Consider the following 18,502-nt stretch of genomic DNA (forward strand, 5'->3'; position numbering starts at 1 on the left):
GGCCATGAGGCTGAGGCAGAGCGGACGGCGCGCGGGCTTGCTCCCGGCTCTTCTGCTTGCCACGCTGCTCGCGCTGGGGCTGGCCGCGATGCACACGCTCGGCCACGTCGGCGGGCATGACGTGCCGTCTCCTGCCCCCGTGGCCATGATCCCCGGCGGCAGTGCTCACTCCGCGGCACCGGTGCCCGACCATGGCGGGGTGCCGAGCGAGAATCTCGGCTCCGCCGCCATCTGCCTGGCCATCCTGGCGGCCCTCGTCCTGTTCGCCGTACCCCTGCTGCACCTGACACGGATATTCGACGCGCGAACCGACCGTCGCCCGATCGTGAAATGGCCGGGCTCCGGTTTGCTTCGCGGCCCGCCGGCCGTCCTGATGCTGACACGAACGGTCGTCCTGCGCACGTAGAGGCCGGATCCGGACCGCTGGAACTGCCATGCCAGCCGGTCCGGCCGCCGTCCATCCGTGAGCACGACCTTTTGCGAGGCATCCATCATGCAACTCGATCGACGCACCCTGCTCCGGGCCGCCGGGCTCGGCCTCCTGGGCGGGACCGCCCTCACCGCCTGCGCCGACAAGCCCGCCGCCACTCCCGAATTCGTCACGCCGGCGAGCGAGCAGGTCCGGAGGGCGGAGCGGGCACGCCGCGCCGGAGCGGTCCGCGACTTCCGCCTGACCGCCGAAGAGACCGAGGCGGACCTCGGCGGGCTTTCCGTACGCACCTGGGCCTACGACGGGAAGATCCCCGGCACGCCCATCCGGGTGCGGGCCGGAGAGGTGATCCGCGCCCGCCTGGCCAACCGGCTGCCCCGGGACACCAGCATCCACTGGCATGGCCTGGCGCTGAGCAACGACGCCGACGGCGTTCCCGGCGTCACCCAGCAGCCCATCGCCCCAGGATCCGAGTTCGTCTACGAGTTCGCCGCCCCCGACCCCGGCACGTACTGGTTCCACCCGCACTCCGGAACCCAGCTGGACCGCGGCCTGTATGCTCCGCTGATCGTAGAAGACCCCCAAGAGCCGCTCGGCTACGACGCCGAGTGGGTCGTCGTCCTCGACGACTGGCTCGACGGGGTCACCGGCACGCCGGACGAGGTCCTGGCCGAGCTGTCCCGCGGCATGAGCATGGGCATGGACCACGGCGGCGGCACGGCCGCCTCCACCCCTGAGGACATGCCGGGGATGGACCACGGGGCCACACCTCCTGGTCAAACGGGGCACATGCTCATGGGTGCCACCAGCCTCCTGCTCGGCGGGGACGCCGGCGACGTGCGCTACCCGCACTTCCTGCTCAACGGGCGCATCCCCGCCGCTCCCGACACCTTCCGCGCCAAGCCCGGAACGCGACTGCGCATCCGGATCATCAACGCGGGCGGCGACACCGCCTTCCGCGTGGCGCTGGCCGGGCACCGGCTGACCGTCACCCACACCGACGGCATTCCCGTCCAGCACGCCGCCACTGAGGCGCTGCTGATCGGCATGGGCGAACGCTACGACGTCCTGGTCACCCTCAAGGACGGCGTCTTTCCCCTGGTCGCACTCGCCGAAGGCAAGAAGGCCCTCGCGCGCGGCCTGATCCGCACCAGCGGGAGCGTCGCGACACCCGAGGCGGGTGTGCTCCCTCGCGAACTGGACAGCGACGTCATTCGCTACACCGATCTACGTCCGGCCGACGGCGTGCGGCTGGCGCCCAAGAACCCCGACCGCACCATCAAACTGGAGCTCACCGGCACCATGATGGCCTACGACTGGGCGATCAACGGCAAGAAGTACGACCCCAAGACCATCGCACCAGTGCGCTCCGGCGAGCGGGTGCGGCTGTCGTTCGTCAACCGCACCTCGATGTGGCATCCCATGCACCTGCACGGCCACACCTTCGCCCTGGCGGACGGCGGCATCCGCAAGGACACGGCGATCGTCCTGCCCAACCGCACGCTGAATGTCGACTTCGATGCCGGCAACCCGGGCCTGTGGATGATCCACTGCCACAACATCTACCACGCCGAATCCGGCATGATGACGCTTCTCGGTTACCAGCAGGCCTGATCACCGCAGGCCAGAGCTGTGATCCGGGCCACCGTGGCCGTTCCGGGACATGATGGCCCGGATCAACCGGGCGAGCGCGGTACCGAGGAGCGCCGCCGGAAAGCAGCTGATACTAGACTCGGCTGCGAGGCAGGTGATGGGTTTCCATGAACCCTGACAACGAATCTCCGCATCTCTTGCCTGACACGGGGCCACGCGTGCTCGTCGCTCTCGACGGCTCGTTGGCGAGTCTGGTCGCGTTGCGCTGCGCCGTGAAGGAGGCCCGGCGACGCGGCGCATGCCTGTGCGCGATACGCGTGCTACCCGGCGCCGGTGCTCTTCCGGGCCTGGACGATCGACACGAGTTCTTCTCCTGGCTGCAGGAGGGGATATGGGTCTCTTTCAAGGAGGCGCTGGGCAGCATCCCCGCCGATCTCGAGGTGCGCACCGTGGTCGCTCGTGGGGCGCCCGGTCCAGCACTGGTCGATCTGGCCGACCGTGAGGACGACCTGCTCGTGCTCGGCTGCGGAGACGTGGGCCTGCTACGGCGATGGCGAGGCGCCGCCCTGAGTCTCTACTGTGTCACTCATGGCCGGTGTCAGGTGCTCACCGTGCCGCTGCCGGCCGGACTACGGGCTCTGTACCGTACAAGAGCCCGCGGCCGTGATCTGGAACGGCTGTTTGACACCTGACGACTACGGATACATGTCGTAGATATCGGGACTGCCAGGCGTTACGCATAATCTTCGACCGGCCATGACACCAAGACCCCGCCCGGGCGGCGCGAGGGGCCCGGGCGGGGTCGTCAGTGCGGGACGACACCGTCAGCCAGCACCCGCCGATAGTTCTTGACGCGTTCCTCGATGCTGTCCAGGCAGCAACTGGAGCACTTCACCTGTTCGGCGGACGTGTAGTACAGGCAGCAGGTGTTGCGCAGGTAGAAGAGTCCTTCCCGCTCACCTTCCCGCAGGCGGATGACGGTGCCCAGGCGCTCCAGCCCACTGCCGGCGGCGGCCAGGAACGCCTCGTAGGAGCTCTGCAGCCGATCGACGTCTCCACCGCGACGACTGGCGATGCAGAAGGCCGCCGCGCAGCCATGGGCCACGCCGCCGTGGAGCTGCCGGAGCCCGGCTCGGGTGCGCAGACGCATGGCTTGCGCGAGGGGCAGCAGATGCTCGTCCAGCACCCACTCCACCAGGGTTTCCAGGGGCGCCTCCACGACCTTGGGATCACGCAGGCCGACGGCCTCGAATCCGTGATGCGGAGAGAGCCGGATGGCGACGTTGCCCGGCCGCATGTCGATCACCACGCCCTCGACCGCCCACGCCAGCACGGCCGACGCCGTCACCGTGCCCGCGTACACGGCCATGACGGTCAGTGCGGTCGCGTGGTCGGAGACCTGGCCGCTGGCGTGACGCTCGGCGTCGAGCACTCGGCCCAGCTCCTCTGACTGAGGGTCCAGGAGGCGGTCGCAGCCGATCCAGTCCGCGCCTTCCGCGAGCCCGCGTTCGAGCCGGAAGCGGTCGCCGAAGGATTCCAACCGTGTGAAGACGTCTGTCACTCGTTCTGTCCTTGCTCCATCAGTTCACAACAAACGATGCATGATAGTAGTAGTCCAGCGAGAGTCAGGTTCGGGCTGCTTCGAGCAGTTGTGCCGTGTAGGGATGGGTTGGCGCGCGGGCTATGTCGGTGCACCGCCCGTGCTCGACCACCGTGCCGCTGCGCAGCACCACGATCCGGTCGCACGCCTGCACGGCCTCCCCCAGATCGTGGGTGACGAACAGCACAGCCAGCGCCCGATCGGCTGCCAGCGAACGCAACGTGGTGGCGATGCCGGCCCGCGTGGAGACGTCCAGCATCGACGTGGCCTCGTCGGCCACCAGCAGGAGGGGACCGGCCACGAGAGCCCGGGCGATGGACACGCGTTGCCGCTGCCCGCCGGACAGCTGGCTGGGGAAGCGGTGCAGGAAGTCGGGTGAGTTCGGCAGCCCGGCCGCCGCCACGGCCTCGCGGACGCGCTCGTCTCGCTGCTCGCGCGGTGTCCCGGCCACTGCGAGAGGTTCGGTGACCAGGGCCGCCACGCGCATGCCCGGGTGGAGTGCGTCGTAGGGATCCTGATGGACGAACCCGATCTGGCGCTGGAGCCTGCGCAGGCGCCGCCCGCGCAGGGCTGTCATCGACTCCCCTGCGATCTCGACGTCCCCGCCGGCCGGGCGGAGCAGGCCGAGGATGATCCGGGCCAGGGTGCTCTTGCCGGAGCCGCTCTCGCCGACAAGGCCGACGATCTCGCCGGCATGGATGTCGAGGTTCACTTCGCGCAGTGCCTCCACGGCCCGGGGCCGGCTGCGGTAGATGTGCCGGATCCCGGACACGCGCACGACCGGGGCTCCCTGGCGATGCTCGCCCCGCGGCACCACCGGATACGCCGGTTTGCCGCGATGGTGGCAGGCGACCTGCGCTTCCCCGTACGAGCGCAGCTCCGGAGCTCGCTGCGTGCACAGGTCGGTGGCCAGAGGACACCGGGCCGCGAAGGTGCATCCGCTCGGCAACACGTCGAGCGCGGGCGCCGCGCCGGGGATGCTGCCCCATGGCACCTCCCTGTCCGCGACGGGTGTGGCCCCGAGCAGGCCGGCGGTGTAGGGATGGGCGTGCTCGGCAGCCAGCGTGCGGGCGGGGCGGACCTCTGCCAGGCGTCCTGCGTACATGACGGCGACCCGGTCCGCGTACGGCATCAGCCCCGCGAGGTCATGGGAGACGATCAGCATGCTGGTGCCGAGCCCGGCGAGCAGTGCCAGAACCTGCCGCTGGGTGATCGCGTCCAGCCCTGTGGTGGGCTCGTCTGCGACCAGCAGCCGGGGCTCACCCGCCAGGGCCAGCGCGATCGCGACGCGCTGGCGCTGTCCTCCCGAGAGCTCGTGCGGGTAGCGGCGCAGCATGCCCGGCTGGAGCCCGACGCGTTCGAGCAGCTCGGCCGGTTGTGACCGGCCGCCGTGCAGGGCGAGCATCTCGATGAGCTGTGGGCCGATGCGGTGCACGGGGCTGAGGCCGGTCATCGCGCCTTGCGGCACGATGGCGATCCGGCGGCCCCGTACGCCCTTCCAGTCACCCCGGCCGACAAGCTCGTCCCCGCCGAGCATCGCGGAGCCGGTCACGACGGCGGTGCGGGGGAGCAACCCCAGCAGCGCGCGGGCGAGCGATGTCTTGCCGCAGCCGCTCTCACCCACGAGCGCCACGATCTCGCCTGCCCCGACGTCCAGACTGATCCGGTCCACAGCGGGGGAGCCGGCGTAGGACACCCTGAGGTCGCGCAGGGACAACGTCATCGGATGGCCTCTCTCAGCGCGGGATTGAGACGTTCCTCGACGGCGATGCCGATGAGCGCCAGGGCGAGCACGGTGAGCGTGATCGCGGCACCGGGGGGAAGCGCCCACCAGAGCCACGCGTCCGAGAGGAACACGCCGTTCGTCTGCACCCAGAACAGCGTGGTGCCCCAGCTCGGCGCCGTCGGGTCGCCCAGCCCGAGGAAGGACAGCGTCGCGTCGTAGATGACCGCGCGCATAGCCGTACGGACGAACACCGGGATGAGCAGGGGACCGATCAGGTAGGAGCCGTGCCGTATGAGCATCCACCAGCGCGGCGCCCCCATCGCCCGCGCAACCTCCAGGTGACCGCGGGACCACGCGGTCAGGACGGCGGCACGCAGGACCCGTGCCGGGACCGGCCACAGGATCAGCGACAGGATCGCGACCCGTGTGCCGAAGGACTGGCCCAGGAAGGCCGCCGCGAGGATGTAGAGGATCAGTTCGGGGAGCACCAGCATGACGTCGGTGCCGCGCATCAACGTGACCGACAACCAGCGCGGACCGATCCCAGCGGCTCCGCCCACCGCCGCGGCGAGCAAGGTGGTGACCGCCGCGACGATGAAGGCCAGGCTCAAGGATGTGCCGGCGCCGACGATGAGCTGGTCCAGCAGGTTCCTGCCGAGGTCGTCAGCGCCCAGAGGGAGGCCGGCTCCCGGGCGGGCGTAGGGCTCGGCGACCCTTGCCCGCCCCGCGTCGTCGGGCAGCGCCATGCCGTACAGGGCGACCCCGACGATGACGGCGAGCACGCCGACGCCTGCCCAACCCTGAGCACCGAGGAGATCGCGGCGGGGCGCGCGCAGGAACATCATCGGACGCCTCCGCTTCTGGCGCGGGGATCGAGCAGCGGGTAGGTGGCGTCGGCCAGCGCGTTCATCAGCACCACCATCAGTGTGAGCACCAGGAACGCGCCCTGCATCAGGGGGTAGTCCCGGGCCGTGATCGCGTCGAAGGTCAGGCGGCCGAGACCGGGATAGGCGAAGACGGTCTCGACCACGATCGAGCCCGCTGCCAGGAAACCGATCTCCATCATGAGGATCGTGTGCACGGGCAGGAGCGCGGGCCGCAGGGCGTGCCGCCGGATGAGCCGTCCGTACGGTACGCCCCTGGCATGCGCGTGCTGGATCGGCTCGCTGGTGAGCACGGTCAGTAGCGACGACCGGGTGTACAGGAACAGGTAGCCCATCCCGGTCAGCGTCATGGTGCTCACCGGCAGGATCAGGTGCAGCAGCACCCCGGACGCCGTCACGCCTTCGATGCCCGACACCCCGAAGGTCGGCAGGAGCTGGAGCTGAACGCCGAACAGCACGATGAGCAGCATTCCGAGCCAGAACTGGGGGAGGGAATCGAGCACCACGGCGGTGCCGAGGAGACCGGAGCCCTTGCCTGCGCGCCTGCGCAGCGCGCCGATCACCCCTAAGGTGACCCCGAGCAATGCTGTGGCCACGATGCTGGTGCCGACGAGGAGCAGCGTCCATGGCAGCGCCTCGCCGAGCGCCTGTGTGACAGGTCGCCCGTCGGACAAGGAGGTGCCGAGGTTCAGGGTGAGGACGCCGCCGAGGTAGTCGATGAACTGCTCGGGCAAGGGTTTGCCGAAGCCGTACTGGGTGGCGATCTGTGCCCGTTCCTCGGTGGTGAGCCTGGCCAGTGCCTCCGGGCTGCCGAACAGTTTCAGCGGGCCGCCCGGCAGGGCGCGGGGCAGCGCGAAGTTCAGGGTGAGCGCGACCAGCAGCACGGTGGTGTACTCGGCCAGCCTGCCTGCCGCGTATCTCCAGCCCATCAGAGTTTGAAGTCGACGAGGGAGAACTTGTTCAGCGCGGCCGAGCCGTTCTGCCAGCTCCAGCCGTTGTAAACGTCCTTGCGGAAGGCGTAGGCGCCGTTGCGGTAGTAGAGCGTCAGGAAAGGCATCTGCTCGGCGATCCGGGCCTGAAGCTGCTTGGCCGCCGCTGTTCTGGCCTCCAAGCTGGGCGCCGAGGTCAGCGTGCGCACGATCGCGTCCGTCTCGTCGTCCTCGAACCCGACGATGTTCAGCGAGCCGTCGTCCGGGTCGGAGGCGACGAGCTGGGCGATGGTGCCGGTGCTGAGCATGACGGGGGCGGACCAGCCCCACATGGACATGTCGTAATTGCGGCCCTTGCGGACGTCGTAGTCAGGCCACACCTTCGCATCCAGCGAGTCCGGGTCGAGCGAGGTGACCTTGACGGCCACGCCTACCGCCTTGAGCATGTCGCGGATCAGCTCGGCGCTGCGCAGCCGGTCGGTGGAGGTGCTCTGGACCAGCAGCTCGTACGACATCGCCCGGCCATCCAGCACCCTGACCCCGTCAGCGCCAGGCTTGGCACCCAGAGCGTCAAGCTCGCGCTTGGCCGCCTCGACGTCGTGGACGGGTGGCAACCGGTCGGGCCTGACGGGGGATTCGGCGTGGATGAAGCCAGGGTTACCGGGGGTGCCCTGCCCGAGCAGCGCGGTCTTGACCAGGTCGGCCACGTCGATGGCCTTGGCCAGCGCGCGCCGGACCTCCGGCCTGTCGAACGGCGCCCGGGTGGTGTTGAAGGCCAGCAGCGTGGAGGCGAACTCGGTGCCCTTGATGACGCCGATGTTCGGCTGGTTCTCCAGTGCCTGCAACTGCTGCGGGGGCACGATCCGGGTGGACATGTGCACCTCACCCGTACGCAGGGCGGCGAACTGAGTGGACTCCTCCGGGATGACCACGACCTTCACGGTGTCGATCTTCGGCTTGCCCATGGCGTACGAGGTGTTCGAGGTCAGCGTGCAGCCGCGGGCGTTGTCATGACGGGTCAGCTTGTACGGCCCGGTACCGACCGCCTTGTCCGTCCCTGCCTCGCTCACCTTGTCCACCGACGACCACAGATGCTCAGGCAGGATCGCCATGTCGGCCAGGATCCGGCGCGGGAACTCGGGGTCCGGCTCCTTGAGGGTCAGGGTCACCGTGTCGCCGTTCGCGGTCACGCTCTCCACCGGCCGGACGTCGATCGAGGAGTCACCCTCCATGTGCTTCTTGTAGAACTCGACGCTGAACACCACGTCGCCGGCCGTCAGCGGCTTGCCGTCGTGCCATGTGACGCCCTGCCGCAGCGGCATCGTGAACACCTTGTTGTCCGTCGTCTGGATCTGCTTGGCCAGCAGCGGTGTGACCCCGTCGCCCTGGACGATGACCAGGGTGTCGAAGATCAGCTTCACCAGGTTGTTGCCCGGGTAACCGGTCTGGTTGGTGAACGGGGTCAGGGTGCCCTCGTCGGACGAGATGGCGATGGTGAGGCTCTTGGCGGACCCGGTGGTCTGGCTGCCTCGTGGAGGTTCGGTGCCCGCGCCGCATCCGGCCAGAGACAGCAAGAGAGCGGCCGTCGATGCGAGGACTGACAGGGATAGCCGATACACGGAACCTCCCGGGGGTATAAGAGGCCGAGACCGCTCCCGCTTGAGGAAGCGGTGTTTCAAGCGACTCTATAGAGGTTTTCCGTAGATACAAGTGCCCAATATGTAAACTCCGTAATTCGCGCCCAGCAGCTCGGCTGGGCGACAGCCATGCTTATGAGCTGCGCAAACAAAGGGATCCTGAAGTCCGCGGCGGGAGTGTGAGGGTGCGTGACCTGGGCGTCCGTAATCGTCGGACAGCCTTCTCTACTATCGATAGCCGTAGGTGAGCTGGTCCGGCGGCCGCCCATGGAAATTGGTGCTCGGCCAGGAACCCGCCAGAGTGCCGATCAGGGCCGGACGAGATCCCCCGCTGATGAAGGATGTCGCCACGTCGGCGAGCTGGTCGAACGGCCGTCTGACAAAGCTGAAGGCGGGGAACCAAGTCCGGTTCCCCGCCTCTTCGCTTCACCGCGCTGTGGTGAACAGGATCGCGCACTCCTGCACCGCCTCCACGCGGTGGCGGCGTTCGGGCATGACCAGCACATCGCCGGGCAGCCCGTCCCGCGAGTCGGGCTCGGCGACAAGCCGCACCAGCCCGTGCAGCACGTGGACCGTGACCTCGCCAGGATGCTCGCGTTCGTGCATGTGCTCGCCCTGCCGCAGCGCCATCACGGTCTGCCGCAACGAACGGTCGTGTCCACCGTGGACGGTGGTGGTACTGCGGCACGGGCCAGCCTGAGCAGATTGCGGACGAGCGCAGTCAACGAAACCTTGGTCATGCCTGCGGTGCGCGACGGTCTCGCCGGGCTTCCAACTCCTCCGGGCTGACCGGGACCAGCATCGGCTGCCCAGGCGGGCAGAACATCGTCACCACGACTGCCGACTCCTCGTCGGCGAGGTGGTTGCCGTCCTGGTAGTGGATCAGGTCCCCGCCGGGCTCCCAGAACGCCTCACCGGCCCGAAGAACCCGTACGGGTTCACCTTCGAGCTCGAAGTTGATGGCGCCCTTGACCACGTACCCGTACGCGGGGCCGGGGTGCCGGTGAGGCGGCGCACCAGGGCTGTTCGGCGGCAGCGTGATCAGGATCGTCATCGCCTCGGCGCCCTCCGGCGCAGCGGGAGCCCCCGGCACGGAGGAGACCACGTCGATCTTCGGCGGCGGCCCGCTCTTGTCGGGGTTCTCGAGGTGATGAGCGTGAGCTTGATCGGTGTGCATCAGGCTTCCTTCTGGCAAGTGGCCTACTGGATCCGGCCGTGCACCAGCTCAGACCAGATAGGGTCCCCGATGTGTGACAACGCCTTACGCGGGACGGCCGCTGGAACCGCATCCGCGCAGCTCAAGATTTGGGTCGTTTCGGGGGATCGTCGGCGAGCGGTGGCGCGTCTTGACGGCGGTACGGAGCGTCCTTGTGGACCCGTGCCCCGGCGATGTCGAGGTTGCCGGCCTCCGCGTGCATCGCCCCCGCGGCTGCTGTCAGCCCTTGCCGTTCTGATCGTTGGTGTGTCGTGACGTCCCAGCGCAGAAGTGCCTCACCCACGCCCAGACCGGAGATGCCTCCCTTAGCCCACGAATCAGTCCACAGAGATGGCCCGTACGGAGCAGGGCGATGGCTCCAATCCCCGGGCCAAGGCACTGGCCAAGACCATAGAGACTACTCAGCGGGCCGAGGTGAAACGCTTCCAGAAGATCCTTAACCGGCTCTGATCAAGGACGTGGCGGGTCGCTTGAGCGCGACAAGTGCCCGGGCACTCTCATGGCTGAGAGGCGTATGCGGTGGCGAGAACGGATGGGTGTCAGTGGGAGACGAAGCCGCCGGCCAGCATTCGCCGGTAGTTCATAAACGCAATCTTCGTGCCGCTGCGCTGCCTGCGGGACTTGGCGGAAGTCATCCGCCGAGAGAATGACCGCAGTAACCGCAGAACTTATGACCAGCCTCGGCCTGCATGCCGCAAGCAGTGCAGAACCTCATCACCGGCTCCCCGTACTGGCCACGCGTATGAGCGTTGTTCTTCGCCGAGTCCGGCGTGAAGGAGAGGGCGGGAGGGCGCCGGACGGTGCGGGTGCGGTCGGCCACCTCATCGAGGCGAGAGCGCACCGCCGCCAACGGCCCGGAAGAGGCCGAGACCAGTGCACGACGTCGCCACAGAAATAGGAGCCCGCCCAGCGCCGCAGCCAGGAGCAGACCCGCGGCCAGCAGAGGTAGCGTCGGGGTGCTCGGCGCCGGTTCGGTCGTGGCCACGCCTCTGTCCTCGGCGGTGCCCCTCTTGGTCAGCGACGTTTTGAGGTGCTCGGCCGCCATGACGTGTCCGGGGGACAGTTCGAGTACCCGCTGGAATCCCGTTACGGCCTGTCCGTAGTAGTGGGTGTGGAAGCGCGTCAACGCGGTTTCGAACGCCGTGTCGATGGCGCCTCGCTGAGGCCTGATGCCGGCCTTCTCCAGTGCGGAGGCGATTTCCCGGACACCGATCATTCTCGCGTCCTTGCCGCCGCCAGTGAGCAGGCCGATGACGTGCCCGTCCTGGTCGCCGATCACCGGTCCTCCGCGGAGGCCTTCGTCGACCAAGGCGCCCAGCTTGGGCGGTTCGTCGACCTTCTGCCGCGGGTCGGCGAAGCCGCGGCCTGCCGCGCTGGTCCCGCCCCTTCCTAGGTGGGCTATGTCGACGTGGTCACCCTGCTGCGGGCTCGGACGGCCGCGGAATCCCGCGACATTCACAGCCGAGCCTTCCTTGCCGGGAACCTGTGTCGCGAGTGGTGCGGTAGGAAGGCCCGTGCTCGCGGCGTCGGGACTGGAGAGCTTGAGGACGGCGGGAGTCTCCGGCGTGCCGACCTGCACGATCTCAGCCGTGGTGCTTTTCGTGTCCGGCGGCAACGTGTTGCGGAACACCTGTACGGCCGTCGTGACGTTGACCGTGCAGGCTGAAGTCGCCTTTTCCGGCGTATAGCACTGCTGAAGCTGCTCGTTGAGTTCGTCGTTTGGCACGGTGTGCTTGTCGAAGTCGCGGGGAATGCTCACTTTGTAGTGATCGGCGAAGATGCTGTTGGCAGCGTAGACCGAGGGGTTCTGCTCGCTCTTGACCACCTGGGTGAGCGTCACCATGGTCCCGTCAGGAGTGACTACGATGCCGGAGCCGGAACCGACAGGCACGTCGTAGCTGCGTTCGACTCGACGTAACTCGTCCGAATGATCCACGAGAGTGATCTCGACGCGAGCTGTGGCTTCGATGCGAACCACTGCGGGTGTGACCAGGTCGCTGATGCCACTGGGATGGTCATGGGCCAGAGCGGGGCTCGCGCAGAACGCCGGGAACGCCAGGCAGGCGGCGAGGAGAGCGAAACGCCGCATGGCCATCCCTCCTATGCCGGATAGTACAAGAATCCTCGCTGGGGACTTGAAGTCAAGGCGCGGGACCCTCCCGGATCCGACTTCCGGGAGGGTCCCGCGGCGATCAGTGGTGGTGTGCTGAGGCGGGCGCGTGGTCGTGTGGCTCGGTGCGAGGGTGCCGGTCGAGAAGGGCCCAGGTGGCCAGGGACGTCACCAGACCGGCGGCGGTGAGCAGGCCGCCGACCCAGTTCACCGAGCTCAGGCCCAAGCCGCCGTCGATGGCCGCGCCGCCGAGGTAGATGCCGATGGCGCTGCCCAGAGTGAAGGCGGAGATGTTCGCCGCGGAAGCCACGTCCGGCGCGTGCCCGGCAGCCGACATCACCCGAAGCTGGAGCGGGGCCACCACGGCGAAGGCAGCGATGCCGAAGACCAGGGTCATGACGACCGTCGCCGGCTTGCTCTCGATCGCGAACGTCATCGCGAACAAGGCGATCGCCAGCGTGCTCAGGCTGCCGATGACCGTGGGCATGACCGCCCTGTCGGCCAGCTTGCCTCCGAGGTGGTTGCCGATGAAAAGCCCGATGCCGAAGATCAGGAGCAGCGGCGTGACCCAGCCACTGGCGAATCCCGTCACCTCGGTGATCTGCGGCGCCAGGTACACGTAGCTGGTGAAGACGCCTCCGTATCCGAGCATCGTGGTCAGGAGCGCTCCCCACACGGCCGGCCGGCGCAGCGCGGCCAATTGGTCCCGCATGGAGGGCCCTTGGCCGGCTCCGCCGAGGTGGGCCAGGGCGTGCGCGTCGAGGTCTGCGTACTCCGCGCCGGGCTGCGGGTCGTGGTGGTGCTCATGACTCGCGTGCGGAGCGGCGGTACGGCCGAGCGAGGCGAGCAGGCCCAGCAGCGCGATCCCGCCGAAGACCACGAGCGTCCAGAACGTGAACCGCCAGCCGAGCGCCTGTCCGACGGCGGCTCCGATCGGAGCACCGAGGATCGTGGAGGCGGTGAGGCCGGAGAAGACAATGGCCACCGCACGGCCCTTGCGGGCCGGATCGACCAACTCGGCGGCGTACACGGCGGCGATGCCCAGGAACGCCCCATGAGCCATGGCCGAGACGACGCGTCCCGCCATGATGGTGGCGTACGTCGGACCGAGGGCGGAGATCAGGTTGCCCAGGAGGAACACGCCGGTAGTGATCAGGAGCATCGGCCGGCGGCCGAATCGGGTGCCGAGGGCGGTGAACACCGGCGCGCCGATCGCGACGCCGAGGGCGTAGACGCTTTCCAGGGCGCCGACGGCGCCGATCGTGACGTTCAGCGCTTGGGCGATCTCCCGGACGACGCCGGCGACGATGAACTCGTCGGCGCCCATCGCGAACGCTCCGACGACCATCGCCCAGATCGCCAATGGCAGCTTTCTCATCGCAGGCTCCCTAAGAGGAGGTATGTCTGCCGGGACTTGTCGTCCCGGCAGGCCTGGCGCCCGCGTAAGCATCATACCCCTGTGGGGTATTCCGGCTAGGAGTGACTTTCTTCGGCGGCCCGCAGATGCGTCGAGCGCTGAGGAAGAGCCGGTCGAATCGGAGCCTCCGGTCCGCGTGTGAGATGCGGGTCCAGAGAGATGCGCTGGGCGACCATCGCCTGGAAGTGCGGGCAGTTGCCGATGTCCTCGTGATCGCACTCAAGCGCGCAGTCGATGAGGTCGAGGGACGCCTGTGCCGCCGCGATGCGTTCCGCCAACTCTTTCCGGCGCCGAACCAGGACGGCCCGTCGTGTCGCCGGGTTGGAGGTGGTCATCATCTCCCGGATCTCGTCCAGGCTGAAGCCGGCTTCCTTGGCGCGCAGGATCACTGCCACGCGGTAGAGATCGTCCCGACCGTAGCGGCGGCGCTGTCCATTGACGCGGGCCGGTGTCAGCAGCCCCATCGTCTCCCAGTGCCGAAGGACGTGAGTGGCCAGACCGAACCGCTCCGCGACATCGCCGATGGTCATCGTGGTGCTTGACTTCATGCCGACATTAAGTCGCATGCTGGCCCGCATGTCCAAAACGACAGACTCCATGGAATCGCTCATCCAGTTGCTCGACGTCGTCGATACCCTGCCGGGGGCGACCGCGTTGCGGGCGCGGTCGTACGAGCTGCTCGATCTCGCGGAGGGCTCGGCCGTCGTCGACGTGGGCTGCGGCGCCGGACGCGCGGCCGGCGAACTGGCGCAGCGCGGAGCACGGGCGATCGGCGTGGACGTCAGCGAGGAGATGATCGCGCTGGCCCGGCACCGGTGGCCCCAGGCCGACTTCAGGGTCGGCGACGCCCGTGAACTGCCGCTCAAGGATGGCGAGGTCGCCGGTTATCGGGCGGAGAAGGTCTTCCACGAGCTCCAGGACGCCGCCGAAGCCCTTGCGGAGGCGAGACGGGTACTCGCCCCTGGCGGGCGCATCGTGCTCATCGGCCAGGACTGGGACACGTTCATCATCGACTCCGACGATCCGGCGCTCACTCGAACCATCGTGCACGCGCGTGCCGATCTGACGCCCAACCCACGCGCGGCCCGCCGCTACCGGAACCTGCTGCTTGAGGCCGGGTTCGAGCACGTGGCCCTGGAGGTGCACACAGGCGTCTTCACGAATGGGGCGATGCTGCCCATGCTCACCGGCATCGCTGAGGCCGCCCGTTCAGCAGGGGCGATCACCCCTGCACAGGAAGCGTCCTGGGTGAATGAGCAGAGACAGCGCGCTCAGCAAGGACGCATGTTCCTGGCAGTGCCGATCTTCCTCGCCTCGGGGGGCAGGCCCTAACGACGGAGCAGGATGCCGCCATCGTACGTTTGTCGCAGACGGCGCCGACGTCGGAGAAGTGGCGGCAGCGGGTGCACTACAAGAGGTTGCTCCTCGCTCACGAGGTTGGTCCCGCCGGCCACGTACGCCGCCCCTTCTGGCGGCTAGGTCGGCGGCCTCGGACACGGCGGCGGCGCGGGCGTAGACCAGCTCCCTAGCGAGTAATCGTCGCTGGACCTCGGGATTTTCAGTGCCCAGCCGCCGTCGTCCGCGCCGCTCCGGGCGCACAGGCTCGATCTGCATGGCGTGAGAGTGGGTTGGTGAATCGGTTTTAATTCACCGCTCCACGATGGTCAATGCCTTTTGGACGACTTGTCTGTTAAGCGCCTGGAGTGGCGGCGCCTGCGATCACGGCCGCGATCGCGCGGCGCATGCGCTCGTGCAGGTCCGGGGCCTGAGGGCCGCGGGTGAGCAGGAGTTGGTGTGCGGCGCCGACCAGGGCGAGGGCGAGGGACTCGACATCCGCGTCCTCGCGGATGCGTCCATGGCCCTGCTCGGCTCGCAGGTAGGTGGTGAAGGTGCGTTCGCCGGCGTCCAGTTCCAGGCTCCCGTCGGAGACGGCCTCACCGAGGTGGCTGATGATCGACGGCCTGGCCATGGCGAGCCCGGCCAGGGCGAGCAGGTTGCCGGCGAACAGGGTCTCGATGGTGTCCATGAGGTTGTCCACCATGTCGCCGGTGCCGGCCAGCCCGGGCAGGCGGGCCATGCCCGCGCCGGTCCTGGAGGCGCGGTCGAGGAAGAGCGCGGCCAGGAAGGTGTCGAGATCACCGAAGTGGTTGTAGAGCAGGCCGGTGGCACATCCGGCCTCCTTGGTGATCGCGCGTCCGGTCAGGGCCGCGGGGCCCTTCTGAAGGAGCACACGTTCGGCGGCGTTAAAGAGCTGCTGTCGTACGTCTGGGATCGCAACGCCGCGCGGTGACATGGCCAGCCAATCTACCTGATCGCTGTTTACAGAGAATGAGCATGTGCTCATACTGTATGAGCACATGCTCATTCTCTGCCCTAGGGAGGCCCATGTTCGTCTGGAGCCGCAAACATGTCTGGGTCCTCGGCGTGCTGTGCCTGGCCCAGGTGCTGGACAGCGTGGATGTCACGATCGTCAATGTGGCCCTGCCGGCGATGCAGGACGAGTTGGGCTTCTCCGCCGAGACTTTGTCGTGGGTGATCAACGCGTACATGGTGGTGTTCGGTGGATTCCTCCTGCTCGGCGGACGTCTCGGAGACCTGTACGGCCATCGCCGTGTGCTGCTGGGCGGGGTGGCGCTGTTCACCGTGGCCTCGGCGGCGGCAGGCTTCGCGCAGGACGGCTGGCTGCTCGTTGCGGCAAGAGCCGTTCAGGGGCTTGGGGCCGCGTTCATCGCTCCCATGACGCTGGCGTTGATCGCGCTGATCTTCCCCGAGGGTCCGCCAAGGAACAGGGCATTCGCCGTCTGGGGCGCCGCGACCGGAGCCGCGAGCACCGTCGGACTGATCGCGGGCGGACTGTTCGCGGACGGCCCGGGCTGGCGGTGGATCTTCTTCGTCAACCTGCCGGTCGGCGTGCTCCTCCTGATCGCCGGTCGGCTGCTGCCCGCAGGCGTTCGATCCGCCAGGACGGCCCGCGGGTTCGACCTCATCGGCGCTCTGACCTCTACCGCAGGAGTGGGCCTGCTGGCCTTCACCGTCCTGCAGAGCGACGACTGGTCATCGCCGCGTACCGTGGGACTGCTCGCGATCGCCGTCGTTCTGCTCGGCTACTTCGTGCTCCACGAGGCGAGGATCGCCCGAGAGCCGCTGGTCGCGCTGCGGTTGTTCGGCATCCGCTCGCTGCTCGGCGCCAATGCGATCCAGGCGCTGCGCGGTGCCGCCATGTTCGCCGTCTTCTACTTCGCCACCCTCTACCTGCAGGGTGTGCTGGGTTACTCCGCACTGGAGACCGGGCTGGCTTACGTGCCCCTGACTCTGATCCTCATCGTCGCGTCGTCTCTGGGGCCGGCGCTGGTCAGACGGTTCGGCATGCGTCTGGTGATCGCCGCGGGGGCGCTGGTCACCGCCGGTGGGCTGCTGATGTTCACCGGCCTGACTCCCGATGGCACCCTCGCCGGGGACGTCATGCCGGCGCTGCTCGTCGTGGGGTTGGGTCTCGGCGTCATCGTGGTCCCGCTGACCACCGCCGCTCTGGCGGGCGTACCCGCTTCCGACAGCGGTGTGGCTTCGTCCTTGCTGAACGTCAGCGCCCAACTCGGCGGGGCGCTGGGGCTCGCGGTGCTGTCAAGCCTCGTGATCCGGGCGACCGCCGGCCGGCTCGCGGACGACGAGGCGGTGGTCGGCGGGTACCGCCTCGGGTTCGGCGTAGCCGCCGGGCTCATGGCCGCCGTGGTCGTCATCGCGCTCACCGTACTCCACAACGGAAGGGAACAATCGTGACCAGGAAGGCCGTCATCGTCGGGGCGGGGATCGCAGGGCTGGCCGCCGCGCTGCGCCTGCATGAGATCGGGTGGGAGCCTGTGGTGATCGAGCGAGCCCCCGCTCGCAGGAACGGTGGGTACGCCGTCGCCTTCTTCGGCCGTGGTTACAGCGCCGCGGAACGGATGGGAGTACTGCCCGCCCTCCGTGAGCGCCATTTCGGAGCCGTGGAGATGGCGTACCTGAAGCCCGACGGGCGGCACCGCTTCACCGTGCCGCGCGACGCGGTGCGGGCACTGCTCGGCGAGCGCGGCCTGACGCTGATGCGCGGCGACATCGAGGAGGTGCTCTTCGAGGCTGTGCACGGGAAGGTGCCGATCAGGTTCGGCACCACGGTCAGCGCGGTGAAGCAGGCCGATCACGGCGTGCGGGCCGTACTTGACGACGGCACCGTACTCGACGCCGACCTGCTGATAGGGGCGGACGGGCTGCACTCGAAGGTGCGCGAGCTGGTCTTCGGCCCCGAGGAGCGCTTCCGCCGCGATCTTGGGCACGTGGTCGCCGCGACCACGCTGGACCATCTGCCTGATGGTGCACGGGAGCGCGCCTTCACCACGGTCACCCGGGTGGGCCACATCTTCATGATCGCCAACCTGGGGCGGGACCGGAACGCGGCCTTCTTCACGTACGGCACTCCGGATCCGGCCGCCGAGCTCGCCAAAGGGCCGCGACGAGCGCTGGAGCAGGCATACCGTGACGTGACCTGGGCTGCTCCAAACCTGATCAATGACCTGTCCGACGACAACGTGTACTTCGACAGCGTCAGCCAGATCATCGCCGACCGGTGGAGCGACGGGCATGTCGTGCTCCTCGGCGACGCCGCATGGTGCGTCACCCTCTTCGCCGGTTACGGCTCTTCGCTGGCCATCGGAGGCGCCGACCTGCTCGGGACGGTGCTCCAGCGGTATCCCGACGACATCCGCGCGGCCTTGCGGGAGTGGGAGGCCGAACTACGGCCCGAGGTGGAGGAGCGGCAGGCCATGGGGCGCCGCAACACGGGCTCGCATGCACCCGCTAGCCGGCTGGATCTGCTCAAACGCGACCTGCCGTTGCGCCTGGCCGGCTTTCCGCCGGTCACCCGCATGTTGCGCCGACATCTCCGCTTTCACTAGCCTCAACTATAGTTCGTCGTAGAAAAGGTGGG

At 68.3% G+C, this 18,502-nt stretch carries 18 protein-coding genes; 7 read left to right on the top strand and 11 right to left on the bottom strand.

The features are described from left to right. The first annotated feature begins 4 nt into the window (after positions 1 to 4). The 3 genes from AB0K28_RS17160 (at position 5) to AB0K28_RS17170 (ending at position 2,715) form a co-directional block, all read left to right on the top strand. Positions 5 to 406, top strand: a complete 402-nt coding sequence (locus AB0K28_RS17160) for a hypothetical protein (protein ID WP_364370596.1) — start codon at positions 5 to 7, stop codon at positions 404 to 406. An 87-nt stretch (positions 407 to 493) separates the two neighbouring features. Beyond that, positions 494 to 2,044 (top strand): multicopper oxidase family protein, encoded by a 1,551-nt coding sequence (locus AB0K28_RS17165; RefSeq protein WP_364370599.1) that lies wholly within the window; start codon positions 494 to 496, stop codon positions 2,042 to 2,044. Positions 2,045 to 2,241: 197 nt separating this feature from the next. Then, on the top strand, positions 2,242 to 2,715 hold the full coding sequence (locus AB0K28_RS17170) for a universal stress protein (protein WP_364370601.1): 474 nt from the start codon (positions 2,242 to 2,244) through the stop codon (positions 2,713 to 2,715). A gap of 113 nt (positions 2,716 to 2,828) precedes the next feature. Here the strand turns inward: AB0K28_RS17170 and AB0K28_RS17175 are convergent, their stop codons facing one another. The 7 genes from AB0K28_RS17175 to AB0K28_RS17205 all read right to left on the bottom strand — a co-directional run bounded on the left by AB0K28_RS17175 (position 2,829) and on the right by AB0K28_RS17205 (position 9,976). Next, positions 2,829 to 3,584, bottom strand: a complete 756-nt coding sequence (locus AB0K28_RS17175) for a (2Fe-2S)-binding protein (protein WP_364370604.1) — start codon at positions 3,582 to 3,584, stop codon at positions 2,829 to 2,831. A gap of 64 nt (positions 3,585 to 3,648) precedes the next feature. Next, positions 3,649 to 5,346 (bottom strand): ABC transporter ATP-binding protein, encoded by a 1,698-nt coding sequence (locus AB0K28_RS17180; RefSeq protein ID WP_364370607.1) that lies wholly within the window; start codon positions 5,344 to 5,346, stop codon positions 3,649 to 3,651. Further along, positions 5,343 to 6,194 (bottom strand): ABC transporter permease, encoded by an 852-nt coding sequence (locus AB0K28_RS17185; protein ID WP_364370610.1) that lies wholly within the window; start codon positions 6,192 to 6,194, stop codon positions 5,343 to 5,345. Before AB0K28_RS17185 ends, AB0K28_RS17180 begins: the two co-directional genes overlap by 4 nt. Further along, complete coding sequence (locus AB0K28_RS17190; RefSeq protein ID WP_364370613.1) at positions 6,191 to 7,162, bottom strand: ABC transporter permease; 972 nt, start codon at positions 7,160 to 7,162, stop codon at positions 6,191 to 6,193. The genes AB0K28_RS17185 and AB0K28_RS17190 overlap by 4 nt, the downstream gene beginning before the upstream one ends. Then, complete coding sequence (locus AB0K28_RS17195) at positions 7,162 to 8,736, bottom strand: ABC transporter substrate-binding protein (RefSeq protein WP_364370616.1); 1,575 nt, start codon at positions 8,734 to 8,736, stop codon at positions 7,162 to 7,164. The genes AB0K28_RS17190 and AB0K28_RS17195 overlap by 1 nt, the downstream gene beginning before the upstream one ends. A 489-nt stretch (positions 8,737 to 9,225) precedes the next feature. Beyond that, complete coding sequence (locus tag AB0K28_RS17200) at positions 9,226 to 9,444, bottom strand: hypothetical protein (protein ID WP_364370619.1); 219 nt, start codon at positions 9,442 to 9,444, stop codon at positions 9,226 to 9,228. Between the two features lie 91 nt (positions 9,445 to 9,535). Beyond that, positions 9,536 to 9,976: a cupin domain-containing protein gene (locus tag AB0K28_RS17205; RefSeq protein WP_364370622.1), complete on the bottom strand. Its 441-nt coding sequence runs from the start codon at positions 9,974 to 9,976 to the stop codon at positions 9,536 to 9,538. Positions 9,977 to 10,345: 369 nt separating this feature from the next. On the opposite strand from AB0K28_RS17205, the gene AB0K28_RS17210 reads away from it, so the two are divergent. Then, positions 10,346 to 10,465 (top strand): DUF305 domain-containing protein, encoded by a 120-nt coding sequence (locus tag AB0K28_RS17210; RefSeq protein WP_364370625.1) that lies wholly within the window; start codon positions 10,346 to 10,348, stop codon positions 10,463 to 10,465. Positions 10,466 to 10,646: 181 nt separating this feature from the next. On the opposite strand, the gene AB0K28_RS17215 is transcribed toward AB0K28_RS17210, so the two are convergent. The 3 genes from AB0K28_RS17215 to AB0K28_RS17225 form a co-directional block, all read right to left on the bottom strand. After that, a complete protein-coding gene (locus AB0K28_RS17215; RefSeq protein ID WP_364370627.1) occupies positions 10,647 to 12,104 on the bottom strand; it encodes a zinc ribbon domain-containing protein in 1,458 nt (485 codons plus the stop codon). A 103-nt stretch (positions 12,105 to 12,207) separates the two neighbouring features. Next, a complete protein-coding gene (locus AB0K28_RS17220) occupies positions 12,208 to 13,503 on the bottom strand; it encodes an MFS transporter (protein ID WP_364370630.1) in 1,296 nt (431 codons plus the stop codon). A 95-nt stretch (positions 13,504 to 13,598) separates the two neighbouring features. Further along, positions 13,599 to 14,090, bottom strand: coding sequence for a MerR family transcriptional regulator (locus AB0K28_RS17225; RefSeq protein WP_364370633.1), 492 nt, complete (start codon positions 14,088 to 14,090; stop codon positions 13,599 to 13,601). 16 nt (positions 14,091 to 14,106) lie between these two features. On the opposite strand from AB0K28_RS17225, the gene AB0K28_RS17230 reads away from it, so the two are divergent. Next, the gene (locus AB0K28_RS17230; RefSeq protein ID WP_364370636.1) at positions 14,107 to 14,874 is read left to right on the top strand and encodes a methyltransferase domain-containing protein; all 768 of its coding nucleotides are present in this window, start codon (positions 14,107 to 14,109) and stop codon (positions 14,872 to 14,874) included. A gap of 358 nt (positions 14,875 to 15,232) precedes the next feature. Here AB0K28_RS17230 and AB0K28_RS17235 read toward each other — a convergent pair whose 3' ends face one another. Then, positions 15,233 to 15,907 (bottom strand): TetR/AcrR family transcriptional regulator, encoded by a 675-nt coding sequence (locus AB0K28_RS17235; RefSeq protein WP_364370639.1) that lies wholly within the window; start codon positions 15,905 to 15,907, stop codon positions 15,233 to 15,235. A 20-nt stretch (positions 15,908 to 15,927) separates the two neighbouring features. On the opposite strand from AB0K28_RS17235, the gene AB0K28_RS17240 reads away from it, so the two are divergent. Next, complete coding sequence (locus AB0K28_RS17240) at positions 15,928 to 17,319, top strand: DHA2 family efflux MFS transporter permease subunit (RefSeq protein WP_364370642.1); 1,392 nt, start codon at positions 15,928 to 15,930, stop codon at positions 17,317 to 17,319. Next, positions 17,316 to 18,470: an FAD-dependent monooxygenase gene (locus AB0K28_RS17245; protein WP_364370645.1), complete on the top strand. Its 1,155-nt coding sequence runs from the start codon at positions 17,316 to 17,318 to the stop codon at positions 18,468 to 18,470. Before AB0K28_RS17240 ends, AB0K28_RS17245 begins: the two co-directional genes overlap by 4 nt. The last annotated feature ends 32 nt before the right edge of the window (positions 18,471 to 18,502 follow it).

It is taken from the genome of Nonomuraea sp. NPDC049504 (assembly GCF_040676845.1).
Taxonomy (GTDB): Bacteria; Actinomycetota; Actinomycetes; order Streptosporangiales; family Streptosporangiaceae; genus Nonomuraea; species Nonomuraea salmonea.

Coding starts and splice junctions, on each gene's coding strand:
- AB0K28_RS17220 (WP_364370630.1), bottom strand. CDS start 13,503: ATGAGAAAGCTGCCATTGGCGATCTGGGCGATGGTCGTCGGAGCGTTC.
- AB0K28_RS17190 (WP_364370613.1), bottom strand. CDS start 7,162: ATGGGCTGGAGATACGCGGCAGGCAGGCTGGCCGAGTACACCACCGTG.
- AB0K28_RS17205 (WP_364370622.1), bottom strand. CDS start 9,976: ATGCACACCGATCAAGCTCACGCTCATCACCTCGAGAACCCCGACAAG.
- AB0K28_RS17210 (WP_364370625.1), top strand. CDS start 10,346: ATGGCCCGTACGGAGCAGGGCGATGGCTCCAATCCCCGGGCCAAGGCA.
- AB0K28_RS17180 (WP_364370607.1), bottom strand. CDS start 5,346: ATGACGTTGTCCCTGCGCGACCTCAGGGTGTCCTACGCCGGCTCCCCC.
- AB0K28_RS17215 (WP_364370627.1), bottom strand. CDS start 12,104: ATGCGGCGTTTCGCTCTCCTCGCCGCCTGCCTGGCGTTCCCGGCGTTC.
- AB0K28_RS17230 (WP_364370636.1), top strand. CDS start 14,107: ATGCTGGCCCGCATGTCCAAAACGACAGACTCCATGGAATCGCTCATC.
- AB0K28_RS17185 (WP_364370610.1), bottom strand. CDS start 6,194: ATGATGTTCCTGCGCGCGCCCCGCCGCGATCTCCTCGGTGCTCAGGGT.
- AB0K28_RS17160 (WP_364370596.1), top strand. CDS start 5: ATGAGGCTGAGGCAGAGCGGACGGCGCGCGGGCTTGCTCCCGGCTCTT.
- AB0K28_RS17235 (WP_364370639.1), bottom strand. CDS start 15,907: ATGAGCATGTGCTCATACAGTATGAGCACATGCTCATTCTCTGTAAAC.
- AB0K28_RS17225 (WP_364370633.1), bottom strand. CDS start 14,090: ATGAAGTCAAGCACCACGATGACCATCGGCGATGTCGCGGAGCGGTTC.
- AB0K28_RS17240 (WP_364370642.1), top strand. CDS start 15,928: ATGTTCGTCTGGAGCCGCAAACATGTCTGGGTCCTCGGCGTGCTGTGC.
- AB0K28_RS17165 (WP_364370599.1), top strand. CDS start 494: ATGCAACTCGATCGACGCACCCTGCTCCGGGCCGCCGGGCTCGGCCTC.